Here is a 21,050-nt window from a genome sequence, read left to right as displayed (position 1 = left end):
CACCGTCGCTCCCTGTATCAATCGCCCCTGTTTTGGGGCGTTTTTGTTTCTGACTTCGCCCTTCGTCACTCTGTCACAGGAACATCCCATCATGCGCCTGATTTCCGCCTTCACCAGCGACACCGATAAAGCCCTGTGGCGCCTCGCCCTGCCGATGATTTTCTCCAATATCACCGTGCCGCTGCTCGGGCTGGTGGACACCGCGGTGATCGGCCACCTCGACAGCCCGATCTATTTGGGTGGCGTGGCGATCGGCGCGGTGGCGACCAGCTTCCTGTTCATGCTGCTGCTGTTCCTGCGCATGAGCACCACCGGCCTCGCGGCGCAGGCGCTGGGAGCGAAGAACCCGCAGGCGCTGGCGCGCGCCTTTATGCAACCGCTGCTGCTGGCGTTGTTGGCCGGGGGGGCGATCGTCCTGTTGCGCTACCCGCTTATTGAACTGGCGCTGCGGATCGTCGGCGGCGATGGCGAGGTGCTGGAGCAGGCGCGGCGTTTTCTTGAGATCCGCTGGTTGAGCGCGCCGGCGGCGCTGGCCAACCTGGTGCTGCTGGGCTGGCTGCTCGGCGTGCAGTACGTGCGTGCGCCGGTGATCCTGCTGATCGTCGGCAACCTGCTGAACATCGTGCTGGATATTTGGCTGGTGATGGGCCTGGGTTGGAACGTGCGAGGGGCGGCGGCGGCCACCGCCATCGCCGAATATGCCACGCTATTGCTCGGCCTGTGGCTGGCGTGGCGGGTGATGCGTCTGCGCGGTATTACCCTGGCGATGTTGCGTCAGGCCTGGCGTGGCGATCTGCGTCGCCTGCTGGCGCTCAATCGCGACATCATGTTGCGTTCATTGCTGCTGCAGCTGTGCTTTGCGTCGCTGACCATTTTCGGCGCTCGCCTGGGGAGCGATGTGGTGGCGGTTAACGCGGTGTTGATGAACCTGCTGACGTTTACCGCCTATGCGCTCGACGGCTTCGCTTATGCGGTGGAGGCCCATTCCGGCCACGCCTACGGCGCTCGGGACGGCAGCCAACTGCGTAAGGTGTGGCACGCGGCCTGCAGGCAGGCGGGGCTGGTCGCGTTGGCCTTCGGCCTGGCGTATGCCGTTACCGGCCAGCAGATCGTGGCGGCGTTGACCTCTCTACCGGAGCTGCGCGCGTTGGCCGCCCACTATTTACCGTGGCAGGTCATTTTGCCGCTGGTCGGGGTGTGGTGCTATTTGCTGGATGGCATGTTTATCGGCGCCACGCGGGGCGCTGAGATGCGTAACAGCATGGCGGTGGCCGCGGCAGGGTACGGTCTGACGCTGTTCAGCGTGCCGCTGCTTGGCAACCACGGGCTCTGGCTGGCGCTGGCGGTGTTTCTGACGTTGCGTGGCGTGGCATTGGGCTGGATTTGGCACCGTCACCAGGTGCGCGGCAGCTGGTTTACTGCACATTAAACCGGACGTTTTGTTGGGTTAATGGTTAGTTTTTCTTATGATTTTGGTCATGTTTGCTTACATGTTTTCAGCCTTGGTCTGTTCGCGTTAGTTCGTTGTTTGTTAGCGTTTTTTGTTTTTATTTTGTTTGTTAATGGTTTTTTATTCTGTGTTTTGGCTTTTTTATTTCCATGTTTAACTAGAATGAATCATGTGGCTGGTAAATGAAGGGGAGCGGTGTTTCTTAAGGTGAAGGAAGCATCGGCCAGAAAAATTTCTGGTTAACCCCGGCCGGCAACAGGGATCACTGATTCACCACAGGTTAACGGAGAGACTATGAATAAAGATCAAGCCGACGGTAACTGGAAGCAGCTGAAAGGCAAAGTGAAAGAGAAATGGGGCAAGCTGACCGATGACGATCTGACGGTCATCGAAGGGAAACGCGAACAGCTGGTCGGCAAAATTCAGGAGCGCTACGGTTACCAGAAAGAGGCGGCCGAAAAAGAGGTGAAGGCCTGGGAAGATCACACCAAACACCGCTGGTAACACGCAGGGCCGCCACTGACGGCGGCCGGCAACAGCGCAGGCCGGCGTCGCTCCATCCTCTGGCGCCACGGCCGCAGGTACAGGGAAGTACCTGACTTCGTCTTACTTCTTCTTGATGGCGATGCTGTGATCGTGTTCGGCGCAGTCATGCTTGCTGTCACAAGCTTCAACTTCAACGCAACCGGCGCACAGACCGTGCGCTTCCACCACGCTGTGCCGCAGTGCAAATCCGGCTTCCTGCGCCAGTTTCTGCAGCGTTTCCTCCACGCCTTCGGTGGTGCGTTCGGTCACCTGGCCGCAGCGGTCGCAGATAAACAGCGCGGACGTATGCATCGGCTGTTCGAAATGGTGGCATAGCACGTAGCTGTTAGCCGACTCCACTCTATGGATAAACCCTTGCTCCAGCAGAAAATCCAGCGCGCGGTATACCGTCGGCGGCTTGGCCTGCGGTTCGGCGACGCGCAGCAGATCGAGCAGGTCATATGCGCTGATTGCACCGGGTTGCTGAGTCATCAGACGCAGCACTTCCAGCCGTTGCGGCGTCAATCGCACATTGCGTTGCTGGCAGAGGCGTTCAGCCTGCGCCAGCAGCTTTTCCTGGGTGGTTGAGTTCATCGCAAATATCCCGGTACGTAAAAAAGCCGATTTTACCATGATTACGGCGAATCGCCGAGAGTTGCCCCCTTTTCCCCTGATGATAGCGCAGGGAAAGGCGCGCCGATCGCGCTAAAAGAGAGATGCGTCACAACTTTTCCCCGCCGTCGGGCGGCAAATCAACGTTGCCGGTTTTAGCGCTGGAGAGCGGAGGACGAGAGCGGTATAACGCCTTTCACCCGCGTGATGAGCAGGAGCCCTGTGTGATGACGGAAAGAGAGAAGCTGTTAAGCGGCCTGGAGTACAACAGCCGCGATGAAGAACTGATCGGGATGTACCATCGGGCGAGGGCGTTGATCAAAAGCTTGGGGGCGCTGGACTCGCATCAGGCGGACGAGAAAAACCGCCTGCTCGGCGAGCTGTTCGGCGCCTGGGGGGAGGCGAGTTGGATTGAAACGCCATTCTGGTGCGACTACGGGCAGCATGTCCGCATCGGTAAAAACTGTTTTATCAACGTCAACGCGGTGTTCCTCGACTGCAATACCATCACCATCGGCGACAACACGCTGATCGGCCCCAACGTGCAAATCTATACGCCGAGCCACCCGCTGAAGGCCGCAGAGCGCTTCACCGGCGATCCGGATTTCCCTTTCCGCACCTCGGCGCAGCCGGTGTCCATTGGCAACAACGTCTGGATCGGCGGCAACGTAGTGATCCTGCCGGGAGTGACCATCGGCGACGGCACCACCATCGGCGCGGGCAGCATCGTCACCGGCGACATCCCGGCCAACGTGCTGGCGCTGGGGCAGCCATGCCGGGTTATCCGCTCGTTGGAATAGGGCGTTATCGACGAGCAGGAGGCAAGGGGGCGGGATGGCGCTCTTTGCGGTGCGGGCCGTCGTTTGCCAACGGGCGGTCATCGGCCAATGCCAGGCGTGCGGCCGCCAAACGGCTCATGACGGTGCCGATCGGCACTGCCAGCACTTTTGCGGCCTCCCGGTAAGACAGCCCTTCGACATACACCAGAAACAGCGCGTTGCGCTGGGCCGTCGGCAGCCGGCTGACGCGCCGCATCACTTCATGGAGCCAGACCGGCTGTTCGCCGTTGTCCGCATCGCCCAGCTCTTCCGCCGCCATGCAGCCTTGCCCCTGGCGAAGATGTTGGGCGCGAACTTCATTGAGCCAAATGGAGTGCAAGATGGAAAACAGCCAGCGATCCAGGTGTGAACCGGGGGTGAATTGCGCGGCGCGCTCCAGCGCACGCAGGCAGGTGGCCTGCACCAGATCGTCGGCGACATCCCGCCGGTGCGAAAGCACCAGCGCATAGCGCCACAGGCGGGAGAGATAGTGGCCGAGTTCATCGCGTATCGCATCGCCGCTGATAGTCACCTCCGCAGGCGCGTCGGATCACGATTCCGGGTGGCGGTCGATGGCCGCCGCCAAATCGCGGTACTCCTCGCACCCGGTGCCGCACAGCGACTGGATCACCTGCAGCTGTTGGCGAGCCAGATCGGGCCGGCCTTTCAGCATATAGGCTTCCCCCAGGTACTCGCGCACTTTGGGGTATTTCGGATCGAGGGCTACTGATTTTAAATAATAGCCGATCCCTTCATCGGTGCGGCCAAGTTTGCGCGTGGCGTAGCCGCGATAGTTCAGCGCAACGGCAGTGTTGGGATTTTTCAACGTATTGAGCATATCGAGCGCTTCCTGATAGCGGCCGCTTTTCGCCAGTGCATAGGCGTAGTTAGTGCGGTCGGCGTCGTCGACCTTGCCGCTTTTATCTACCATGCAAGTCTGAGTTTTGCTGTCGTAGACCTGGCCTTTCGGACAGGTTGGCGGGGTTTGACCGCTGCCGTCGCCGCCCATCGCCAGCGTCGCGCCGGACAACAGCAGGCAGCCGGCAATGGCCGATGCCAGCAGGCGTTTAATGAAGCTGTTCATGGTTATGTCCTCAAGGCAGAGGCGCCGTGCGCGCCCGTAATGAGATAACACCTGAACGAGCAGGTTTATTCGCCTTGTCTCCGCTTATTTTTGCCGGCGGCAAGTGGGTTTTCCCAACGGCGCCGATTGTCGTTATAATAGCCGTTTGCGGCCGCGCGCCGTTCGTTGAACCCAGACAGACTCAGGTAGCCAGTAACTCAGCATGACGAAAGACAACCACGCCCCAACCTACGCCGCCAATCGTTTCTCCATCGCGCCGATGCTCGACTGGACCGATCGTCATTGCCGTTACTTCCACCGCCTGCTGACCAAGGAAACGCTGCTGTACACCGAGATGGTGACCACCGGCGCGATCATCCACGGCAAGGGCGACTATCTGGCCTACAGCGAAGAAGAGCATCCGGTGGCGCTGCAGCTGGGCGGCAGCGATCCGGCCGCGCTGGCGCATTGCGCCAAGCTGGCGGAGCAGCGCGGTTACGATGAGATTAACCTCAACGTCGGCTGCCCGTCCGATCGGGTGCAAAACGGCATGTTCGGCGCCTGTCTGATGGGCCAGGCGGCGCTGGTCGCCGATTGCATCAAGGCGATGCGCGACGTGGTGTCGATCCCGGTGACGGTGAAGACCCGCATCGGCATCGACGATCAGGACAGCTACGCCTTCCTGTGTGACTTTATCGAGACCGTCGCCGGGCGCGGCGAGTGCGACATGTTCACCATCCACGCGCGCAAGGCCTGGCTCTCCGGCCTCAGCCCGAAAGAAAACCGCGAAGTGCCGCCGCTGGACTATCCGCGCGTCTATCAGTTGAAGCGGGATTTCCCGGCGTTGACCATCGCCATTAACGGCGGGGTGAAAACGCTGGAAGAGGCGCGGCAGCACCTGCAGCACTTGGACGGCGTGATGATGGGGCGCGAGGCGTATCAGAATCCGGGTATCCTGGCGCGGGTCGACAGCGAACTGTTCGGCGCGCAGACTGCGGTGCCGGACAGCGTGGCGATCGTCGAAGCGCTGTATCCGTATATCGAGCGCGAGCTGTCTAACGGCACCTATCTTGGCCACATTACTCGCCATATTCTCGGTCTGTTCCAGGGCGTGCCGGGCGCGCGCCAGTGGCGTCGCCATCTGAGCGAGAACGCCCACAAGCCGGGCGCCGATGCGCGGGTGGTGGAGCAGGCGCTGGCGCTGGTGCGTCAGCCGCGCGTCGAAATGGCGTAATCCACAAAAAATTTGACCAACAGTTAGTGTTTTTCGCCAGGTGTTCGGTGGGTTACCGGATGCCTGTCCTCTATTTTCAATGGGTTAGCCCATCCGCCGTTCTGGCACGCTTCTTGTAATCCACTCTGCAGATACGTTGTATTGCAAAGGAGCAATCATGTTGGAAATCTTCTTTCTCATTGGTTTTGTGGTGATGCTGACGGTGACCGGCATCTCGCTGCTGGGGATCTTCGCTGCGCTGTTGGTGGCGGCGGCATTCATGCTGTTGGGCGGGCTGTTCGCAGTGGTCATTAAGCTGCTGCCGTGGCTGATTTTGGCGGTGGTTGGGGTATGGATTTACCGTTCAATGCAGAAACCCCAGATCCGGCGTTACTGATTTTTTGCTGAATAATCAGACAGTCACACTGAAACTTGCACAATTTCCCGCACCGCGAATGCGGCAGCGATCACAGCTTGGCAGTTTTCCCCGGCGATGTGGCACATAAAGCGTGTTTTTTGCCGGACGGGGCTGTTAGGATGTGGGTCGATGCAGTGATGCGACCGATTTCATCACCGTGAGAGACACCTAAAATTCGTGTTGCTAAAGCAACCCCTGTCTCTGGCGGACTCTGCTCTACCCCTACAAAACGCAGTAACAGAAAGGGCTCCGCAAGGAGCCCTTTTCTTTGGCCGCGATCAGGGGATCAGCAGGCTGGAACCGCTGGTGCTGCGGCTTTCCAGCACCTGGTGCGCACGCTGGGCGTCGGCCAGCGCGAATTTCTGCTCGTCTCTCACCTCCACCCGAATGGCGCCGCTGCCGATCAGCGAGAACAGCTCGTTGCTGGCGTACTGCAGCTCGGCGCGGTTGGTGATGTAGCCGTTGAGGGAAGGGCGGGTGACGTACAGCGAGCCCTTCTGATTCAGCAGCGCCAGATCGACGCCGGTCACCGGGCCGGACGCGTTGCCGAAGCTGACCATCAGGCCGCGCCGCTTCAGGCTGTTGAGCGAGGCCTGCCAGGTGCTTTGCCCCACCGAATCGTATACCACGCCGACCTTCTCGCCGTGCGTCAGCTCGGCCACCCGCTGGGCGATATCCTCTTTATGGTAGTTGATGGTGGCCCAGGCGCCGGCCTGCTTCGCCAGCGCCGCCTTCTCGTCGGAGCCGACGCTGCCGATCAGGCGCGCGCCCAGCGCTTTGGCCCACTGACAGGCGATCAGCCCGACGCCGCCGGCGGCGGCATGGAACAAAAATACTTCACCCGGCTGCACTTCGTGGGTCTGGCGCAGCAGATAGTGCACCGTCAGCCCTTTCAGGAAAGAAGCAGCGCCTTGCTCAAAGCTCAGGTTGTGCGGCAGCAGCGCCACTTTCTCTTCCGGCACGTTGTGGATCTCGCTGTAGGCGCCGAGCGACGACTGCGCATACACCACCCGGTCGCCCGGTTTGATCGCGCTGACCCCGGCGCCGACCTTGACCACCACGCCGGCCGCTTCGGTGCCGAGGCCGCTCGGCAGGCTGGCCGGCGCGTACAGCCCGCTGCGCACATAGGTGTCGATGTAGTTGATGCCGATCGCCTTATTCTCGATCTGCACTTCGCCGGCAGCCGGATCGAGGGGTATAAAATCAACGTATTGTAAGACTTCCGGTCCGCCGACGGCGGAGAATTGAATGCGCTTGGCCATAGGATTACCTCGTTGGAGTGTCTGATTTCACCCTATTCTTTTTAGTATCGGAGATCCAGTTCGCCCGTGCGGGGTTCAATACCTTTTTTGCATCGGTTATGACGCAAAAATCACGTATACTCTCGCGTCAGGATCCTTCATTCGCAACCGGATAAAGACTACGTTTCATGGCAGGAAAAAAACCAACCAACAAAACAAACGCGGACGAAACCAGAGAGCGTTCCAGAGATCGTCAGATGGAAGGGCTGAAGATGCCGCCGCACTCGCTGGAGGCCGAGCAGTCGGTGTTGGGCGGTTTGATGCTGGATAACGAGCGTTGGGACAACGTGGCGGAACGCGTGGTCGCCAACGACTTCTTCAGCCGCCCGCATCGCCTGATCTTTACCGAGATGCAGCGTCTGCTGGAGATGAGCAAGCCTATCGACCTCATCACCCTGTCCGAATCGCTTGAACAGAAGGGCGAACTGGACTCGGTGGGGGGCTTCGCCTACCTGGCCGAGCTGTCGAAAAACACCCCGAGCGCCGCCAACATCGGCGCCTACGCCGACATCGTGCGCGAGCGCGCGGTGGTGCGCGAAATGATCTCGGTGGCTAACGAAATCGCCGACGCCGGCTACGATCCGCAGGGGCGCAGCAGCGAAGACCTGCTCGATCTGGCGGAATCCCGCGTATTCCAAATCGCCGAGAACCGCGCCAGCAAAGACGAGGGCCCGAAGGGCATCGAACGCATCCTGGAAGACACCGTCTCGCGCATCGAACAGCTGTATCAGCAGCCGCATGACGGCGTGACCGGGGTCGATACCGGCTATCAGGACCTCAACAAGAAAACCGCGGGCATGCAAAAGTCCGATCTGATCATCGTCGCCGCCCGTCCATCGATGGGGAAAACCACCTTCGCCATGAACCTGTGCGAAAACGCCGCGATGACCCAGGAGAAACCGGTGCTGATCTTCAGCCTGGAGATGCCCGGCGAGCAGATCATGATGCGTATGCTGGCGTCGCTGTCGCGCGTGGATCAGACGCGCATCCGTACCGGCCAGCTCGACGACGAGGACTGGGCGCGCATTTCCAGCACCATGGGCATCCTGCTGGAGAAGCGCAACATGTACATCGACGACTCCTCCGGCCTGACGCCGACCGAAGTGCGCTCGCGCGCGCGGCGCATTTTCCGCGAGCACGACGGGCTTAGCCTGATCATGATCGACTACCTGCAGCTGATGCGCGTGCCGGCCTTGTCCGACAACCGTACGCTGGAGATCGCCGAGATTTCGCGCTCGCTGAAGGCGCTGGCGAAAGAGCTGCAGGTGCCGGTGGTGGCGCTGTCGCAGCTGAACCGAAGCCTGGAGCAGCGCGCCGACAAACGCCCGGTCAACTCCGACCTGCGTGAATCCGGCTCCATCGAGCAGGACGCCGACCTGATTATGTTCATCTATCGTGATGAGGTGTATCACGAGAACAGCGATCTGAAAGGGATCGCGGAAATTATTATCGGTAAGCAGCGTAACGGCCCAATCGGCACCGTGCGCCTTACCTTTAACGGCCAGTGGTCGCGTTTCGATAACTACGCGGGGCCACAATACGATGACGAATAATCAGCTAAGGAACTGAAATGAAAGCGGCAACCGCTGTAATCGACCGCCGCGCTCTGCGACATAATCTGCAACAGGTGCGCCGCCAGGCGCCGCAAAGCCGCCTGATTGCCGTTGTGAAAGCAAACGCTTATGGACATGGCCTGCTGGAAACAGCACACACCCTGCAAGACGCCGACTGCTACGGCGTAGCGCGCATCGGCGAGGCGCTGATGCTGCGCTCCGGCGGCATCGTCAAGCCGATCCTGCTGCTGGAAGGCTTCTTCAGCGCCGAAGACCTGCCGGTGCTGGTGGCGAACAACATCGAAACCGCGGTGCACAGCATCGAACAGCTCGAGGCGCTGGAACAGGCCGAGCTGGCGCGCCCGGTGCCAGTGTGGATGAAGCTCGATACCGGCATGCATCGGCTGGGGGTGCGTCCCGAACAGGCGGAGGCGTTTTATCAGCGTCTGTGCGCCTGCCGCAACGTGGCGCAGCCGGTCAATATCATGAGCCACTTCAGCCGCGCCGACGAGCCGGGCTCCGACGCCACGCTGAAACAGATCGCCTGCTTCGAGCAGTTCGCGCGCGGCAAACCGGGCCAGCGCTCGGTCGCCGCCTCCGGCGGCACGCTGCTGTGGCCGGACGCCCACAACGAGTGGGTGCGCCCCGGCATCATTCTGTACGGCGTGTCGCCGCTGGATAACGGCAGCGGCGCCGAGCATGGTCTGCAGCCGGCGATGACGCTGAAATCCAGCCTGATCGCGGTGCGCGAGCACAAGGCTGGTGAAGCGGTGGGCTATGGCGGCACCTGGATCAGCCCGCGCGATACTCGCCTTGGCGTGGTGGCGATGGGGTACGGCGACGGCTACCCGCGCAGCGCGCCGACCGGCACGCCGATCCTGATCAACGGCCGCGAAGTGCCGATCGTCGGCCGGGTGTCGATGGACATGATTTCGGTCGATCTCGGGCCGGACGCCGCCGATAAGGTGGGGGATGAAGCGGTGCTGTGGGGGCCGGCGTTGCCGGTCGAGCGCATCGCCGCCTGTACCGGCATCAGCGCTTATGAACTGATCACCAAGCTCACGCAGCGCGTGGCGATGGAATACATCGGCGACTGATACGCCGCAGGGGCCGACGCGCGTCGGCCCCGTTTCTCAGCGGGTTACTTCTTTACCGCCAACCACTTGTCGATAACCTTCTGATACTCGCCGGTCGCCTTGGCCAGGTGCAGCCACTGATCCACATACAGTTTCCAGCTCAGATCGTCGCGCGGCAGCATGTAGGCCTTTTCGCCGTACTGCATCGGTTTGGTCGGATTCACCGCGCACAGCTTCGGATAGCGCTTCTGCTGGTACAGCGCCTCGGAGGCGTCGGTGATCATCACGTCCGCCTTGCGATCCACCAGCTGCTGGAAAATGCTCATGTTGTCGTGCGTCAGCGTCAGCTTGGCTTTTGGCAGATAGGCGTGCACGAAGGCTTCGTTGGTGCCGCCCGCCGGTTCCAGCAGACGCACCGACGGTTTGTTGATCTGTTCTATCGTGCGGTATTTCTTCACGTCGGTGCAGCGCACCAGCGGAATTTTGCCGTCGGTATCCAGCTTGTCGGCGAAGAACACCTGTTTTTGTCGCTCCAGCGTGACGGAAATGCCGCCCATGGCGATGTCGCACTTGCCGGAGGCGAAGTCCGGCGTCAGGGTTTTCCAGCTGGTTTTCACCCACTTCACCTTGGCGCCGAGGCTCTTCGCCAGCGATTCCGCCATGTCGATATCGATGCCTTCATAGCTGCCATCTTCCTTGAGGAAGGTGTAGGGCTTGTAGTCGCCGGTGGTGCAGACCTCCAGGGTCTTTTGCTGCAGCACTTTGTCCAGGTGTGATTGCGCGCCGGCGCTGCCGGCGGCGAGCAGCAGCGCGAGAGGGAGTAACTTTTTCATCTGGCGTCCTTTTTATACATTCGTGGTTTTATGCGTTACTTCGCCGTTAATTGTCGTTTGCCTGCATGAGTTAGCCGTTTTTTATGCCGCTTACCGGCGAAAACGCCGGGCGTTGCTGCTGTACGCGATTTAAGCGCCAGGGTGTGACGTCGGCAACGGTAAAAAAACTGGTAGGCTGTAACGTCAACATTTATTAACACAGTTTACAGGTGGCTATGTACAACATTGACGATTTTGATATGAAAATCCTGACGCTGTTACAGGCCAACGGCCGTTTGACCAATCAGGAGCTGAGCGAACTGGTGGGGCTTTCCGCTTCCCAGTGTTCACGGCGGCGCATCAGCCTGGAGCAGGCGCAGCTGATCCGCGGCTACCACGCGCGGCTGGCGCCGGAGGCGGTCGGCCTGGGGCTGGTGGGGCTGATTGAAGTCAGCCTGATCACGCACGCTCAGGAGCAGATCGACAGCTTTCATCAGATGCTGGAGGACGTGGACGCGATCCTGGACGCTTACAAGACCACCGGCGACGCCGATTACCTGCTGAAAGTGGCGGTGGCGGACCTGCCGGCGCTGAGCGAGTTCATCAGCCAGACGCTGTCGCCGCACAAAAGCGTGGCGCATATCAAAACGGCGGTGGTGCTCAATCGCATCAAGGAAAACGGTTTGTTGCCGGTGACGCGAGAAAGCTGAAACCGAATGCGCTTTTCCGTCTATATTAGGAACGTAACGCTGTGCCCAAACCACAATAAATAAACCAGGAGAAAAAAACGTGTTCCAGAACGTTGACGCCTATGCCGGCGATCCCATTCTGTCGCTGATGGAAAAATTCAAACAAGACCCGCGCGCGCACAAGGTGAACCTGAGCATTGGCCTGTACTACGATGCGCAGGGCGTCATTCCGCAGATGCGTGCGGTCGCCGCGGCGCAAGCGCAGTTGAACAGCGTCGAGCACGGCGCCTCGGTATACCTGCCGATGGAAGGGCTGCAATCCTACCGCACCGCCATCCAGCATTTGCTGTTCGGCGAGCAGCACCCGATGCTGCAGCAGGGGCGCATCGCCACCATTCAGACCGTCGGCGGTTCCGGCGCGCTGAAAGTGGGCGCCGACTTCCTGAAAAGCTACTTCCCGAATTCGCAGGTGTGGGTCAGCGATCCCACCTGGGAAAACCACGTCGCCATCTTCAGCGGCGCCGGTTTCAAGGTGAATGCCTATCCGTATTTTGACGGCGAAAGCTTGGGCGTGAAGTTCGACGCCATGCTGGCTGCGCTGAAACAGCTGCCGAAGCACAGCATCGCGCTGCTGCATCCGTGCTGTCACAACCCGACCGGCTCAGACCTGACTCCCGCCCAGTGGGACGAAGTGATCAAGGTGATCGCCGATCGTGAGATCATTCCGTTCCTCGACATCGCCTATCAGGGCTTCGGCGGCGGTATGGAGCAGGACGTCTACGCTATTCGCGCCATTGCGGCGGCCGGCTTGCCGTGCCTGGTGAGCAACTCGTTCTCGAAGATCTTCTCGCTGTACGGCGAGCGCGTCGGCGGCCTGTCGGTGGTGTGTGAAAGCGAAGAAGCGGCCGGGCGCGTGCTGGGCCAGCTGAAGGCGACCGTGCGCCGCAACTACTCGAGCCCGCCGAACTTCGGCGCGCAGCTGGTGGCCAAAGTGCTGAACGACGCTGAGCTGAAAACCCAGTGGCTCAATGAAGTGGAAAGCATGCGCACCCGCATTCTCGAAATGCGCCACGCGTTGGTGGACACCCTGAAGAGCGCGCTGCCGCAGCGCAACTTCGATTACCTGCTGGCGCAGCGCGGCATGTTCAGCTACACCGGCTTCAGCGCGGCGCAGGTCGATCGCCTGCGCGAAGAGTTCGGCGTTTACCTGATCCACAGCGGCCGCATGTGCGTGGCCGGCCTGAACCACGACAACGTGCGTCAGGTGGCCGAGGCGTTTGCCGCGGTGCAGTAACGCCTGTTAGTCTGAACGGACGTTCATCGGGAGCGATAGCGATATCGCTCCTTTTTTATTGCCGGCGCGCCGCCGAAGTTGCCGCAAACCGGAGAGAGAATATACTGATTGAGGGGCGCTCACTCATGTGGCATCAGCAAACGCTAATCCTCAGCGCAAAAGCGCGTGGCTTTCATCTGGTTACCGACGAGATCACCAACCAGTTAACCCACTTACACCGCCTGCAAACCGGCCTGCTGCATCTGTTGCTGCAGCATACCTCGGCCTCGCTGACGCTCAACGAGAACTGCGATCCCACGGTGCGAGCCGATATGGAGCAGCATTTCCTGCGTCAGGTGCCGGAAAACGCCCCCTATCAACATGACTACGAAGGGCCGGACGACATGCCGGCGCACATCAAATCCTCGCTGCTGGGCGCTTCCTTGACGCTGCCCGTCAGGCACGGGCGGCTGATGTTGGGCACATGGCAGGGCATCTGGCTGGGGGAGCACCGCATCCACGGCGGAGCACGCCGTATTGTGGCCACATTACAGGGGGAATAACCCAATGAATAACAGCGCATTGCTGGAGTACTGCATGGCGAAGCCGGGCGCGGAGCAAAGCGACCAGAACCAGTGGCAGGCCAGCCAGATAAAGGTGGGCGACGTGATGTTCGCCATGGTGTGCGAAGTGGAAGGGCGGCCGGCGCTGGCGGTCAAGTCCAGCCCGGAGCTGGCGGAAAGCCTGCGCGAACACCACCCTGAGATCGTCGCCTGCGACGGCCTGAACAAGGCGCACTGGAATACGGTATTTCTCGACGGCAACCTGCCGAACTCGCAGTTTTATACGTTGATCGACAGCTCCTATCAGCTGGTGGTGGAAGGCCTGCCCGAACACGTGCGCCAGGAACTGCGCGCCTGATTGCCGGGCGGCGCCGCCGCCCGTTTTCTCCTGCTTTCTCGCGTTAAACCGTGATCGCGGCTTTAAATTGGGAACGTTCCCTTTTTATTGCCGGGCTAAAGCGGCTACGCTTGGGCATTCAAGAAACGCGGATGAAGGAGGCCGACATGGCCATGAGCGAAGAAAAGCGCAAGATGATCGCCGGGGAACTGTACGACGCTGGCGATGAACTGCTGCGCAGCGAGCGTCGGCGCGCGCGCCAGATAACGCATCGCTACAACCACTCATCGCCGGAAGAGGGCGAGCTGCGCAAACAGTGGCTGGACGAGCTGCTGGGCGGCTATCAAGGTGGCGCCATCGAGCCGACGTTCCGCTGCGACTACGGCTATAACATCTATCTCGGCAAGAACTTCTACGCCAATTTCGACTGCGTGATCCTCGACGTGTGCGAGGTGCACATCGGCGACAACTGCCTGCTGGCGCCGGGCGTGCATATCTACACCGCCACCCATCCGCTGGACGCCGAGACCCGCGCCGGCGGCGCGGAGTTCGGCAAGCCGGTCAAGATTGGCGACAACGTGTGGATCGGCGGGCGCGCGGTGATCAATCCGGGGGTGACCATCGGCGATAATGCAGTCGTGGCCTCCGGCGCGGTGGTGACCAAAGACGTGCCGGCCAACTGCGTGGTGGGCGGCAACCCGGCGCGCGTGCTGAAAACGCTGTAAGCCCTCGGGCGGATTAAAACATGCTGCCATGGCGCTCGAAGCCGTGCATCTCGATGTCTTTGAGCGCCTTGAAGCGTTTGACCATCACCGCATGGTCTGACAGCAGATTGCTGATGCGAACAAACAGCTCCTTGTTCTCTTCTTCGCACTGCTCCAGCCAGGCCTGCGGATTCACGCCGTGCTGCATCCAGGGGCCGACGGCCAGCAGCCGCACCGTGTTGGCGTAGTTCGGGCACACCGCGAGCGCCACGCGATCGGCGGAATACTCCTGCGCGCGAGTGGTCGCCAGGCCGGGCAGCACCAGCGACTGCGGCACAACGCCGATCGCCAGACGCCACAGCGACACGTGCCGCAGCTTGTGATGGGCCAATTCATGGGCCAGCACGAACTCCACGATCTCCGGCGCGGTGGGCATCAGCATGGCGATTTCAGCATGGATCACCACGTAGCGCTGGCGGCGGTTGCATTCCAGCGCGAAGGCGTTGACCACGCCGTTGCCGTTGGTCAGATAAAGCTTGGGCAGCGTCTTGAGTTCCAGCCGACGGCCGATATCCTGATACAGCGCGAACAGTTCCGGAAATTGCGCCGGCCCGATGCGCAAGGCGTTGGATTTCGCCTGTGCGGCGAGATAGAAACGGTAAATATAGAAAGCGATCGGGATCAGCGGTAATAACGCGAGCAGGCTGAGGGTATCCAATGTTTCCTTGGCGTCGTCTCCCAACCCAAGTGCAGTTCCATCCGTATTTACCACGACGGCGGCGATGCCAAATAAAAAACCGAACAAGGTAATTATCGCCGATAGCCAGATCATCGGCATTTCCCAGCGGTGGCGAAATGCGGTGAAATTACGACATTCCGTCGCATGATGTTGACACATAAAATATCCTTAATAAGGGAAAGCCACGCCTGACATTGTCAGGTAAATAATGAATGTTTAATTATCCATCCGTTTACCTGACACTCAGCTAAACTGTAGTTCGTTTTTTAATCATGGCGTTTATCCCTTCCTGCACAGACTTAGGCAAAAACGTCAAAAACTGTAGCTGGCGCTGGTGAAGGCCATGCCCGAGGTGGTTTTCTCAACGATGGGGCTGTCGGCCGCGTCGCCCAGCAGGCGCGTTACGCCGACGCCGGCCTGGAAGGCCACGTTCGGTCGCCATTGGTAGTTGAGTGCGGCGGTGAGCGTCGCGTCCTTGAAGCCGCTGCCCGGCCGATACGCGCTGAAGGCGCTGTGCTGCGCCTGCTGCGACGTCACGCCGAAATAGCCGCGCTGATAGCCGCTGTTGGCCCAGGTGGTGGAGAGATTGCCGATAAGCGTCAGCTGTTCGCTGAGCGGATATTGCCCGGTCAGTCCGCTTTCCACATAGGCGGTGTGGCCCAGTTCTTCCCCGCCGTAGCTGCGTTTGCGCGTCGCCTGCATCCCTTTGACATAGGCGCGGAAGGGGTCGAGTTGGTAGCTCAGCTCAGCGCCGGCTTCCAGCGCGCCGCCCAGTTTGCCCATGCCTTTGAGCCGGGTGTTGCGCCCGCGCAAGGTTTTGATTTCCTCGTCACGGCCGGCGTCATAGTTGAGCAATAACGCGATGCCGACGGGCCCGGCGATGGGGAATTGCCAGCGCGCCCCTTCGCTGCCCGCGCTGAATTCTCCCCAACTGGCGTTTTGATAGCCGGCATTCACCTGATACAGCGGTTCAATGCTGTAAAAAGACGAGCCTTCATAGGCGGGAGCGACGGCGAGGCCGCCGGCGAGCGTTAAAGACGCTTCGCCGTCCTGCGCCTGACCGGCGAGGGGAAAAAGAAAGAGCAGGGCGGCGGCAGAGGTACCCAGTTTATTATCCACTTTAAACACCTTTATATCATCCCATTGAATAAACGGCCCGCAGGCCCGCGTTTAAATGACGGCTTATTGATAAACGCCATGTTTATATTGATTAATCGACAGGCGACGGCGCGCCATTGGCGTTATTTCACCGCAATAGTGAAACGCATGGGGAATAAACAAAAGCCAAACAAATGGCATGATGGGGCGAGTTTATTATTGGCTGGGTTCAAAGCGCCTGTTTTTAAAGGAATGATGCAGAGAAGGGTATTTAATGTTTCTCGCAGAGGGATAGGTTGATTGCTCAACGAGGTGGAATAGGGCGCCTCGTTGAGCGTATCATCCGCCGTTATTTTTCCAACAGCGGTTTCAGGAAGCGCGCGGTGTGCGATTTTTCACACTCGGCGACCGTTTCCGGCGTGCCGGCGACCAGGATCTCGCCGCCGCCGCTGCCGCCTTCCGGCCCCAGATCGACGATCCAGTCGGCGGTTTTGATCACGTCCAGGTTATGCTCGATGACCACGATGGTATTGCCCTGATCGCGCAGCTGATGCAGTACCGCCAACAGCTGTTGAATATCGGCGAAGTGCAGACCGGTGGTCGGCTCGTCGAGAATATACAGCGTCTGGCCGGTGCCGCGTTTCGACAGCTCGCGCGCCAGCTTGACGCGCTGCGCCTCACCGCCGGAGAGCGTGGTGGCCGACTGGCCGAGACGGATGTAGGACAGGCCGACATCCATCAGGGTTTGCAGCTTGCGCGCCAGCGCCGGCACCGCGTCGAAGAAATCGCGCGCTTCTTCGATGGTCATCTCCAGCACTTCGTGGATGCTCTTGCCTTTGTACTTCACTTCCAGCGTTTCGCGGTTATAGCGTTTGCCTTTGCACTGGTCGCACGGGACGTAGATGTCCGGCAGGAAGTGCATCTCGACTTTGATCACCCCGTCGCCCTGGCAGGCTTCACAGCGCCCGCCCTTGACGTTGAAGCTGAAGCGACCCGGCGTATAGCCGCGGCTGCGCGACTCCGGCACGCCGGCGAACAGCTCGCGCACCGGGGTGAAGATGCCGGTGTAAGTGGCCGGGTTGGAGCGCGGCGTGCGGCCGATCGGGCTCTGATCGATATCGATCACCTTGTCGAAATGTTCCAGGCCGGTCACTTCGCGGAACGGCGCAGGCTCGGCGATGGTGGCGCCGTTAAGCTGGCGCTGGGCGATCGGGAACAGCGTATCGTTGATCAGCGTCGACTTGCCGGAGCCGGACACGCCGGTGATGCAGGTAAACAGACCGACCGGCAGCGTCAGCGTCACGTCCTTCAGGTTGTTGCCGCGCGCGCCGCTCAGCTTCAGCACCTTGGTCGGATCGGCCTGCACGCGCTGCGCCGGGATGGCGATCTCGCGTTTGCCGCTGAGGAACTGGCCGGTCAGCGATTCCGGCTGCGCCATGATGTCATCGACGGTGCCTTCCGCCACCACCTGGCCGCCGTGCACGCCGGCGCCGGGGCCGATGTCGATCACGTGGTCGGCGGCGCGGATGGCGTCTTCGTCATGCTCCACCACAATCACCGTGTTGCCGAGGTTGCGCAGGTGGATCAGCGTTTCCAGCAGGCGCTCGTTGTCGCGCTGGTGCAGGCCGATCGACGGCTCATCCAGCACGTACATCACGCCCACCAAACCGGCGCCGATCTGGCTGGCCAAGCGGATACGCTGCGCTTCGCCGCCGGAGAGCGTTTCCGCCGAACGGGACAGCGACAGGTAGTTCAGGCCGACGTTCACCAGGAACTTCAGGCGATCGCCGATCTCTTTCAGCACTTTCTCGGCGATCTTGGCGCGCTGGCCGCTGAGCTTCATGTTCTGGAAGAACGTCATCGCATGGCCGATGCTCAGATCGGAGATCTCCGGCAGCGTGGTGTCTTCGACGAACACATTGCGCGCTTCTTCACGCAGGCGGGTGCCGTGGCACGAGGCGCAAGGGCGGTTGCTGATGAACTTCGCCAGCTCTTCGCGCACCGCGCTGGATTCGGTCTCTTTATAGCGGCGCTCCATGTTGTGCAACACGCCTTCGAACGGGTGGCGGCGCACGGTGGTGTCACCGCGATCGTTGATGTATTTGAATTCGATCGACTCTTTGCCGGAGCCGCTCAGCACCGCCTTCTGCACGTTGGCGCTCAAGGTGTTGAATGGCGCTTCGACGTCGAACTCATAGTGCTCCGCCAGCGAGCGCAGCATCTGGAAGTAATAGAAGTTGCGGCGATCCCAGCCGCGGATCGCGCCGCCGGCCAGCGACAGCTCGGGGTTTTGTACCACGCGATCCGGATCGAAGAACTGTTGCACGCCCAGGCCGTCGCAGGTCGGGCAGGCGCCGGCCGGGTTGTTGAAGGAAAACAGGCGCGGTTCCAGTTCGCGCATGCTGTAGCCGCAGATCGGGCAGGCGAAGTTGGCGGAGAACAGCAGCTCGTCCGCTTTTTCGTCGTCCATGTCCGCCACCACCGCGGTGCCGCCCGAGAGCTCCAGCGCGGTTTCGAACGATTCGGCCAGGCGCTGCGCCATGTCGTCGCGCACCTTGAAACGGTCGACCACCACTTCGATGGTGTGTTTTTTCTGCAGCTCCAGCTTCGGCGGATCGGACAGATCGCACACTTCACCGTCGATGCGCGCGCGGATATAGCCCTGAGCGGCCAGGTTTTCCAGCGTTTTGGTGTGTTCGCCCTTGCGATCTTTCACCACTGGCGCCAGCAGCATCAGGCGCTTGCCTTCCGGCTGGCTCAGCACGTTGTCCACCATCTGGCTGACGGTTTGCGCCGCCAGCGGCACATGGTGATCCGGGCAGCGCGGCTCGCCGACGCGGGCGAACAGCAGGCGCAGGTAGTCGTGGATCTCGGTGATGGTGCCGACCGTGGATCGCGGGTTGTGCGAGGTGGATTTCTGCTCGATGGAGATCGCCGGCGACAGACCTTCAATATGGTCGACGTCCGGTTTTTCCATCAGCGACAGGAACTGGCGCGCATAGGCGGAGAGTGATTCGACATAGCGCCGCTGCCCTTCGGCATACAGCGTATCGAAAGCCAGCGAAGACTTGCCGGAACCGGACAGGCCGGTGACGACGATCAGTTTGTCACGCGGGATGATCAGGTTGATGTTTTTCAGATTATGGGTTCGAGCACCACGAACTTCGATATTGTCCATTTACACTTCCCGTCTTGATGATACACCGCGCCTGTCGCGATTTTTGCGGGGGATTTTGTGATGGATCTCGCAAAAAACCGGCACAGCCAGGTCGAAACGCATAATTATGACACAAAAAAACCTGAATGGATATCCAGTATGCGAATGCAATAAGGTCGATCGGAAAGACAATTCTGGAATGCAATTCGCACTTATCAACACGGGTGTGGTTTCGTACTCAGCGTGGTAAACTGACGCGTTTATACTGTGTAGAAATCAATCATCGGGAGAAGTGCTCATGGCCAGCAGAGGCGTAAACAAAGTAATTCTGGTCGGGAATCTGGGTCAGGATCCAGAAGTCCGTTACATGCCGAACGGCGGCGCAGTGGCCAACATTACCCTGGCGACCTCCGAAAGCTGGCGTGACAAAGCGACCGGCGAACAGAAAGAGAAGACCGAGTGGCACCGCGTCGTGCTGTTCGGCAAACTGGCTGAAGTGGCTGGCGAATACCTGCGCAAAGGCTCTCAGGTCTACATCGAAGGCTCCCTGCAGACCCGTAAATGGCAGGATCAGAGCGGCCAGGATCGTTACACCACCGAGATCGTGGTTAACGTCGGCGGCACCATGCAGATGCTGGGCGGCCGTCAGGGCGGCGGCGCACCGGCCGGTCAATCTGCCGGCGGCCAGGGCGGTTGGGGCCAGCCTCAGCAGCCACAGGGCGGCAACCAGTTCAGCGGCGGCCAGCAGCAGTCTCGTCCGGCGCAGAACAGCGCTCCGGCGACCAGCAACGAACCGCCAATGGATTTCGACGACGATATTCCGTTCTGATCTCCGGCCGTTTGCAGCCAATAAAAAAGCCCCGCAAGGGGCTTTTTGCATTTTAGGGACGGTTACGCCGAGAAGCCGCCGTCGATGCTCAGGCTGGCGCCGGTGATGTAACCCGCCTGCGGGCCGGCCAGGTAAGCGACAAAACCGGCGATCTCTTCATCTTTACCGTAGCGGCCGATCGCCATCAGCTGCTTGAGCCGATCGGCGAACTCGCCGGCGTCCGGGTTCATTTCGGTGTCCACCGGGCCGGGCTGCACGTTGTTGACGGTGATGCCGCGCGGGCCGAGATCGCGCGCCATGCCTTTGGTCAGGCCGACCAGCGCCGATTTGCTCATCGCATACACCGCCGCGCCGCCGAACGGCACGCGTTCGGCGTTGGTGCTGCCGATGTGGATGATACGGCCGCCGTCATTCATGTGGCGCGCCGCCTCCTGGCTGGCGACGAATACGCTGCGCACGTTGACCGCCAGCATGCGATCCAGGTCGTCCAGCGCCAGTTCCTCGGTGCCGCCCAGCGTAAATACCCCGGCGTTGTTCACCAGAATATCCAGGTTGCCGAAGTGGCTCACCGCCTGGCGAACCGCCTGCTGCAGCGCCGCTGCATCGGCGCTGTCGGCCTTGATGGCGAGGGCTTTGCCGCCGGCGGCGGTCACGGCGCTCGCCACCGCTTCTGCGCGATCGGCCGAGGCGGCGTAGGTAAAGGCGACGGCGGCGCCTTCGTTCGCCAACCGTTTCACGATGGCGGCGCCGATGCCGCGGGAGCCGCCCTGAACGAATGCGACTTTGCCTTGCAGAGGTTGTGCTGTCGTCATGCTATTTC

22 protein-coding genes are annotated in these 21,050 nt (G+C 60.6%); 13 read left to right on the top strand and 9 right to left on the bottom strand.

Annotated features, from left to right (window positions below):
* The first annotated feature begins 91 nt into the window (after positions 1-91).
* Together dinF and ACSBQV_RS23520 are read left to right on the top strand one after the other, a co-directional pair.
* Positions 92-1,429: an MATE family efflux transporter DinF gene (gene dinF / locus ACSBQV_RS23525; RefSeq protein WP_033644406.1), complete on the top strand. Its 1,338-nt coding sequence runs from the start codon at positions 92-94 to the stop codon at positions 1,427-1,429.
* 315 nt (positions 1,430-1,744) lie between these two features.
* Positions 1,745-1,954, top strand: coding sequence for a CsbD family protein (locus ACSBQV_RS23520; RefSeq protein WP_004936743.1), 210 nt, complete (start codon positions 1,745-1,747; stop codon positions 1,952-1,954).
* A gap of 102 nt (positions 1,955-2,056) precedes the next feature.
* Here the strand turns inward: ACSBQV_RS23520 and zur are convergent, their stop codons facing one another.
* On the bottom strand, positions 2,057-2,569 hold the full coding sequence (gene zur, locus ACSBQV_RS23515) for a zinc uptake transcriptional repressor Zur (protein WP_015379223.1): 513 nt from the start codon (positions 2,567-2,569) through the stop codon (positions 2,057-2,059).
* A gap of 245 nt (positions 2,570-2,814) precedes the next feature.
* On the opposite strand from zur, the gene ACSBQV_RS23510 reads away from it, so the two are divergent.
* Positions 2,815-3,387 carry a sugar O-acetyltransferase gene (locus ACSBQV_RS23510; protein WP_042785466.1) on the top strand — a complete coding sequence of 191 codons (573 nt, stop codon included), beginning with the start codon at positions 2,815-2,817 and terminating at the stop codon, positions 3,385-3,387.
* 4 nt (positions 3,388-3,391) lie between these two features.
* Here the strand turns inward: ACSBQV_RS23510 and ACSBQV_RS23505 are convergent, their stop codons facing one another.
* Together ACSBQV_RS23505 and ACSBQV_RS23500 are read right to left on the bottom strand one after the other, a co-directional pair.
* Positions 3,392-3,937, bottom strand: coding sequence for an RNA polymerase sigma factor (locus ACSBQV_RS23505; RefSeq protein ID WP_033644408.1), 546 nt, complete (start codon positions 3,935-3,937; stop codon positions 3,392-3,394).
* Between the two features lie 18 nt (positions 3,938-3,955).
* A complete protein-coding gene (locus ACSBQV_RS23500; RefSeq protein WP_099784406.1) occupies positions 3,956-4,489 on the bottom strand; it encodes a tetratricopeptide repeat protein in 534 nt (177 codons plus the stop codon).
* 202 nt (positions 4,490-4,691) lie between these two features.
* Between ACSBQV_RS23500 and dusA the strand changes: the two genes are divergently transcribed.
* Complete coding sequence (gene dusA / locus ACSBQV_RS23495; protein ID WP_033644410.1) at positions 4,692-5,702, top strand: tRNA dihydrouridine(20/20a) synthase DusA; 1,011 nt, start codon at positions 4,692-4,694, stop codon at positions 5,700-5,702.
* Positions 5,703-5,859: 157 nt separating this feature from the next.
* Positions 5,860-6,078 carry an envelope stress response protein PspG gene (gene pspG, locus ACSBQV_RS23490; RefSeq protein WP_099784404.1) on the top strand — a complete coding sequence of 73 codons (219 nt, stop codon included), beginning with the start codon at positions 5,860-5,862 and terminating at the stop codon, positions 6,076-6,078.
* Between the two features lie 299 nt (positions 6,079-6,377).
* Here the strand turns inward: pspG and ACSBQV_RS23485 are convergent, their stop codons facing one another.
* The gene (locus ACSBQV_RS23485) at positions 6,378-7,361 is read right to left on the bottom strand and encodes a quinone oxidoreductase (protein ID WP_099784402.1); all 984 of its coding nucleotides are present in this window, start codon (positions 7,359-7,361) and stop codon (positions 6,378-6,380) included.
* A gap of 167 nt (positions 7,362-7,528) precedes the next feature.
* On the opposite strand from ACSBQV_RS23485, the gene dnaB reads away from it, so the two are divergent.
* Together dnaB and alr are read left to right on the top strand one after the other, a co-directional pair.
* Positions 7,529-8,953: a replicative DNA helicase gene (gene dnaB, locus ACSBQV_RS23480; protein WP_025160134.1), complete on the top strand. Its 1,425-nt coding sequence runs from the start codon at positions 7,529-7,531 to the stop codon at positions 8,951-8,953.
* 17 nt (positions 8,954-8,970) lie between these two features.
* On the top strand, positions 8,971-10,050 hold the full coding sequence (alr, locus tag ACSBQV_RS23475; RefSeq protein ID WP_099784400.1) for an alanine racemase: 1,080 nt from the start codon (positions 8,971-8,973) through the stop codon (positions 10,048-10,050).
* A 44-nt stretch (positions 10,051-10,094) separates the two neighbouring features.
* Here alr and ACSBQV_RS23470 read toward each other — a convergent pair whose 3' ends face one another.
* Complete coding sequence (locus ACSBQV_RS23470; RefSeq protein WP_033651220.1) at positions 10,095-10,862, bottom strand: transporter substrate-binding domain-containing protein; 768 nt, start codon at positions 10,860-10,862, stop codon at positions 10,095-10,097.
* Positions 10,863-11,077: 215 nt separating this feature from the next.
* Between ACSBQV_RS23470 and ACSBQV_RS23465 the strand changes: the two genes are divergently transcribed.
* From ACSBQV_RS23465 to maa, 5 genes are all read left to right on the top strand, one after another.
* Complete coding sequence (locus tag ACSBQV_RS23465; protein ID WP_025304444.1) at positions 11,078-11,551, top strand: Lrp/AsnC family transcriptional regulator; 474 nt, start codon at positions 11,078-11,080, stop codon at positions 11,549-11,551.
* Positions 11,552-11,630: 79 nt separating this feature from the next.
* Positions 11,631-12,824: an amino acid aminotransferase gene (locus ACSBQV_RS23460; protein WP_060660197.1), complete on the top strand. Its 1,194-nt coding sequence runs from the start codon at positions 11,631-11,633 to the stop codon at positions 12,822-12,824.
* A 125-nt stretch (positions 12,825-12,949) separates the two neighbouring features.
* A complete protein-coding gene (locus tag ACSBQV_RS23455) occupies positions 12,950-13,366 on the top strand; it encodes a secondary thiamine-phosphate synthase enzyme YjbQ (protein ID WP_016930264.1) in 417 nt (138 codons plus the stop codon).
* Between the two features lie 4 nt (positions 13,367-13,370).
* A complete protein-coding gene (locus ACSBQV_RS23450; protein ID WP_019453210.1) occupies positions 13,371-13,724 on the top strand; it encodes an MmcQ/YjbR family DNA-binding protein in 354 nt (117 codons plus the stop codon).
* A 146-nt stretch (positions 13,725-13,870) separates the two neighbouring features.
* On the top strand, positions 13,871-14,428 hold the full coding sequence (gene maa / locus ACSBQV_RS23445; protein ID WP_042785802.1) for a maltose O-acetyltransferase: 558 nt from the start codon (positions 13,871-13,873) through the stop codon (positions 14,426-14,428).
* A 13-nt stretch (positions 14,429-14,441) separates the two neighbouring features.
* On the opposite strand, the gene ACSBQV_RS23440 is transcribed toward maa, so the two are convergent.
* The 3 genes from ACSBQV_RS23440 to uvrA form a co-directional block, all read right to left on the bottom strand.
* The gene (locus tag ACSBQV_RS23440) at positions 14,442-15,305 is read right to left on the bottom strand and encodes a M48 family metallopeptidase (protein WP_080301905.1); all 864 of its coding nucleotides are present in this window, start codon (positions 15,303-15,305) and stop codon (positions 14,442-14,444) included.
* A gap of 153 nt (positions 15,306-15,458) precedes the next feature.
* Complete coding sequence (locus ACSBQV_RS23435) at positions 15,459-16,265, bottom strand: MipA/OmpV family protein (RefSeq protein ID WP_033651345.1); 807 nt, start codon at positions 16,263-16,265, stop codon at positions 15,459-15,461.
* A gap of 328 nt (positions 16,266-16,593) precedes the next feature.
* The gene (uvrA, locus tag ACSBQV_RS23430; protein ID WP_033644422.1) at positions 16,594-19,422 is read right to left on the bottom strand and encodes an excinuclease ABC subunit UvrA; all 2,829 of its coding nucleotides are present in this window, start codon (positions 19,420-19,422) and stop codon (positions 16,594-16,596) included.
* Between the two features lie 277 nt (positions 19,423-19,699).
* Here uvrA and ssb1 point away from each other — a divergent pair, with 277 nt between their 5' ends.
* Positions 19,700-20,230 carry a single-stranded DNA-binding protein SSB1 gene (ssb1, locus tag ACSBQV_RS23425; RefSeq protein WP_004936793.1) on the top strand — a complete coding sequence of 177 codons (531 nt, stop codon included), beginning with the start codon at positions 19,700-19,702 and terminating at the stop codon, positions 20,228-20,230.
* 62 nt (positions 20,231-20,292) lie between these two features.
* On the opposite strand, the gene ACSBQV_RS23420 is transcribed toward ssb1, so the two are convergent.
* On the bottom strand, positions 20,293-21,042 hold the full coding sequence (locus ACSBQV_RS23420) for a 3-oxoacyl-ACP reductase family protein (protein WP_099784396.1): 750 nt from the start codon (positions 21,040-21,042) through the stop codon (positions 20,293-20,295).
* Positions 21,043-21,050: the final 8 nt, after the last annotated feature.

Origin of the sequence: Serratia sp. B501, from assembly GCF_051172315.1 — a bacterium.
Taxonomy (GTDB): domain Bacteria; phylum Pseudomonadota; class Gammaproteobacteria; order Enterobacterales; family Enterobacteriaceae; genus Serratia; species Serratia ureilytica.
This window is presented reverse-complemented; position numbering and strand designations above follow the sequence as displayed.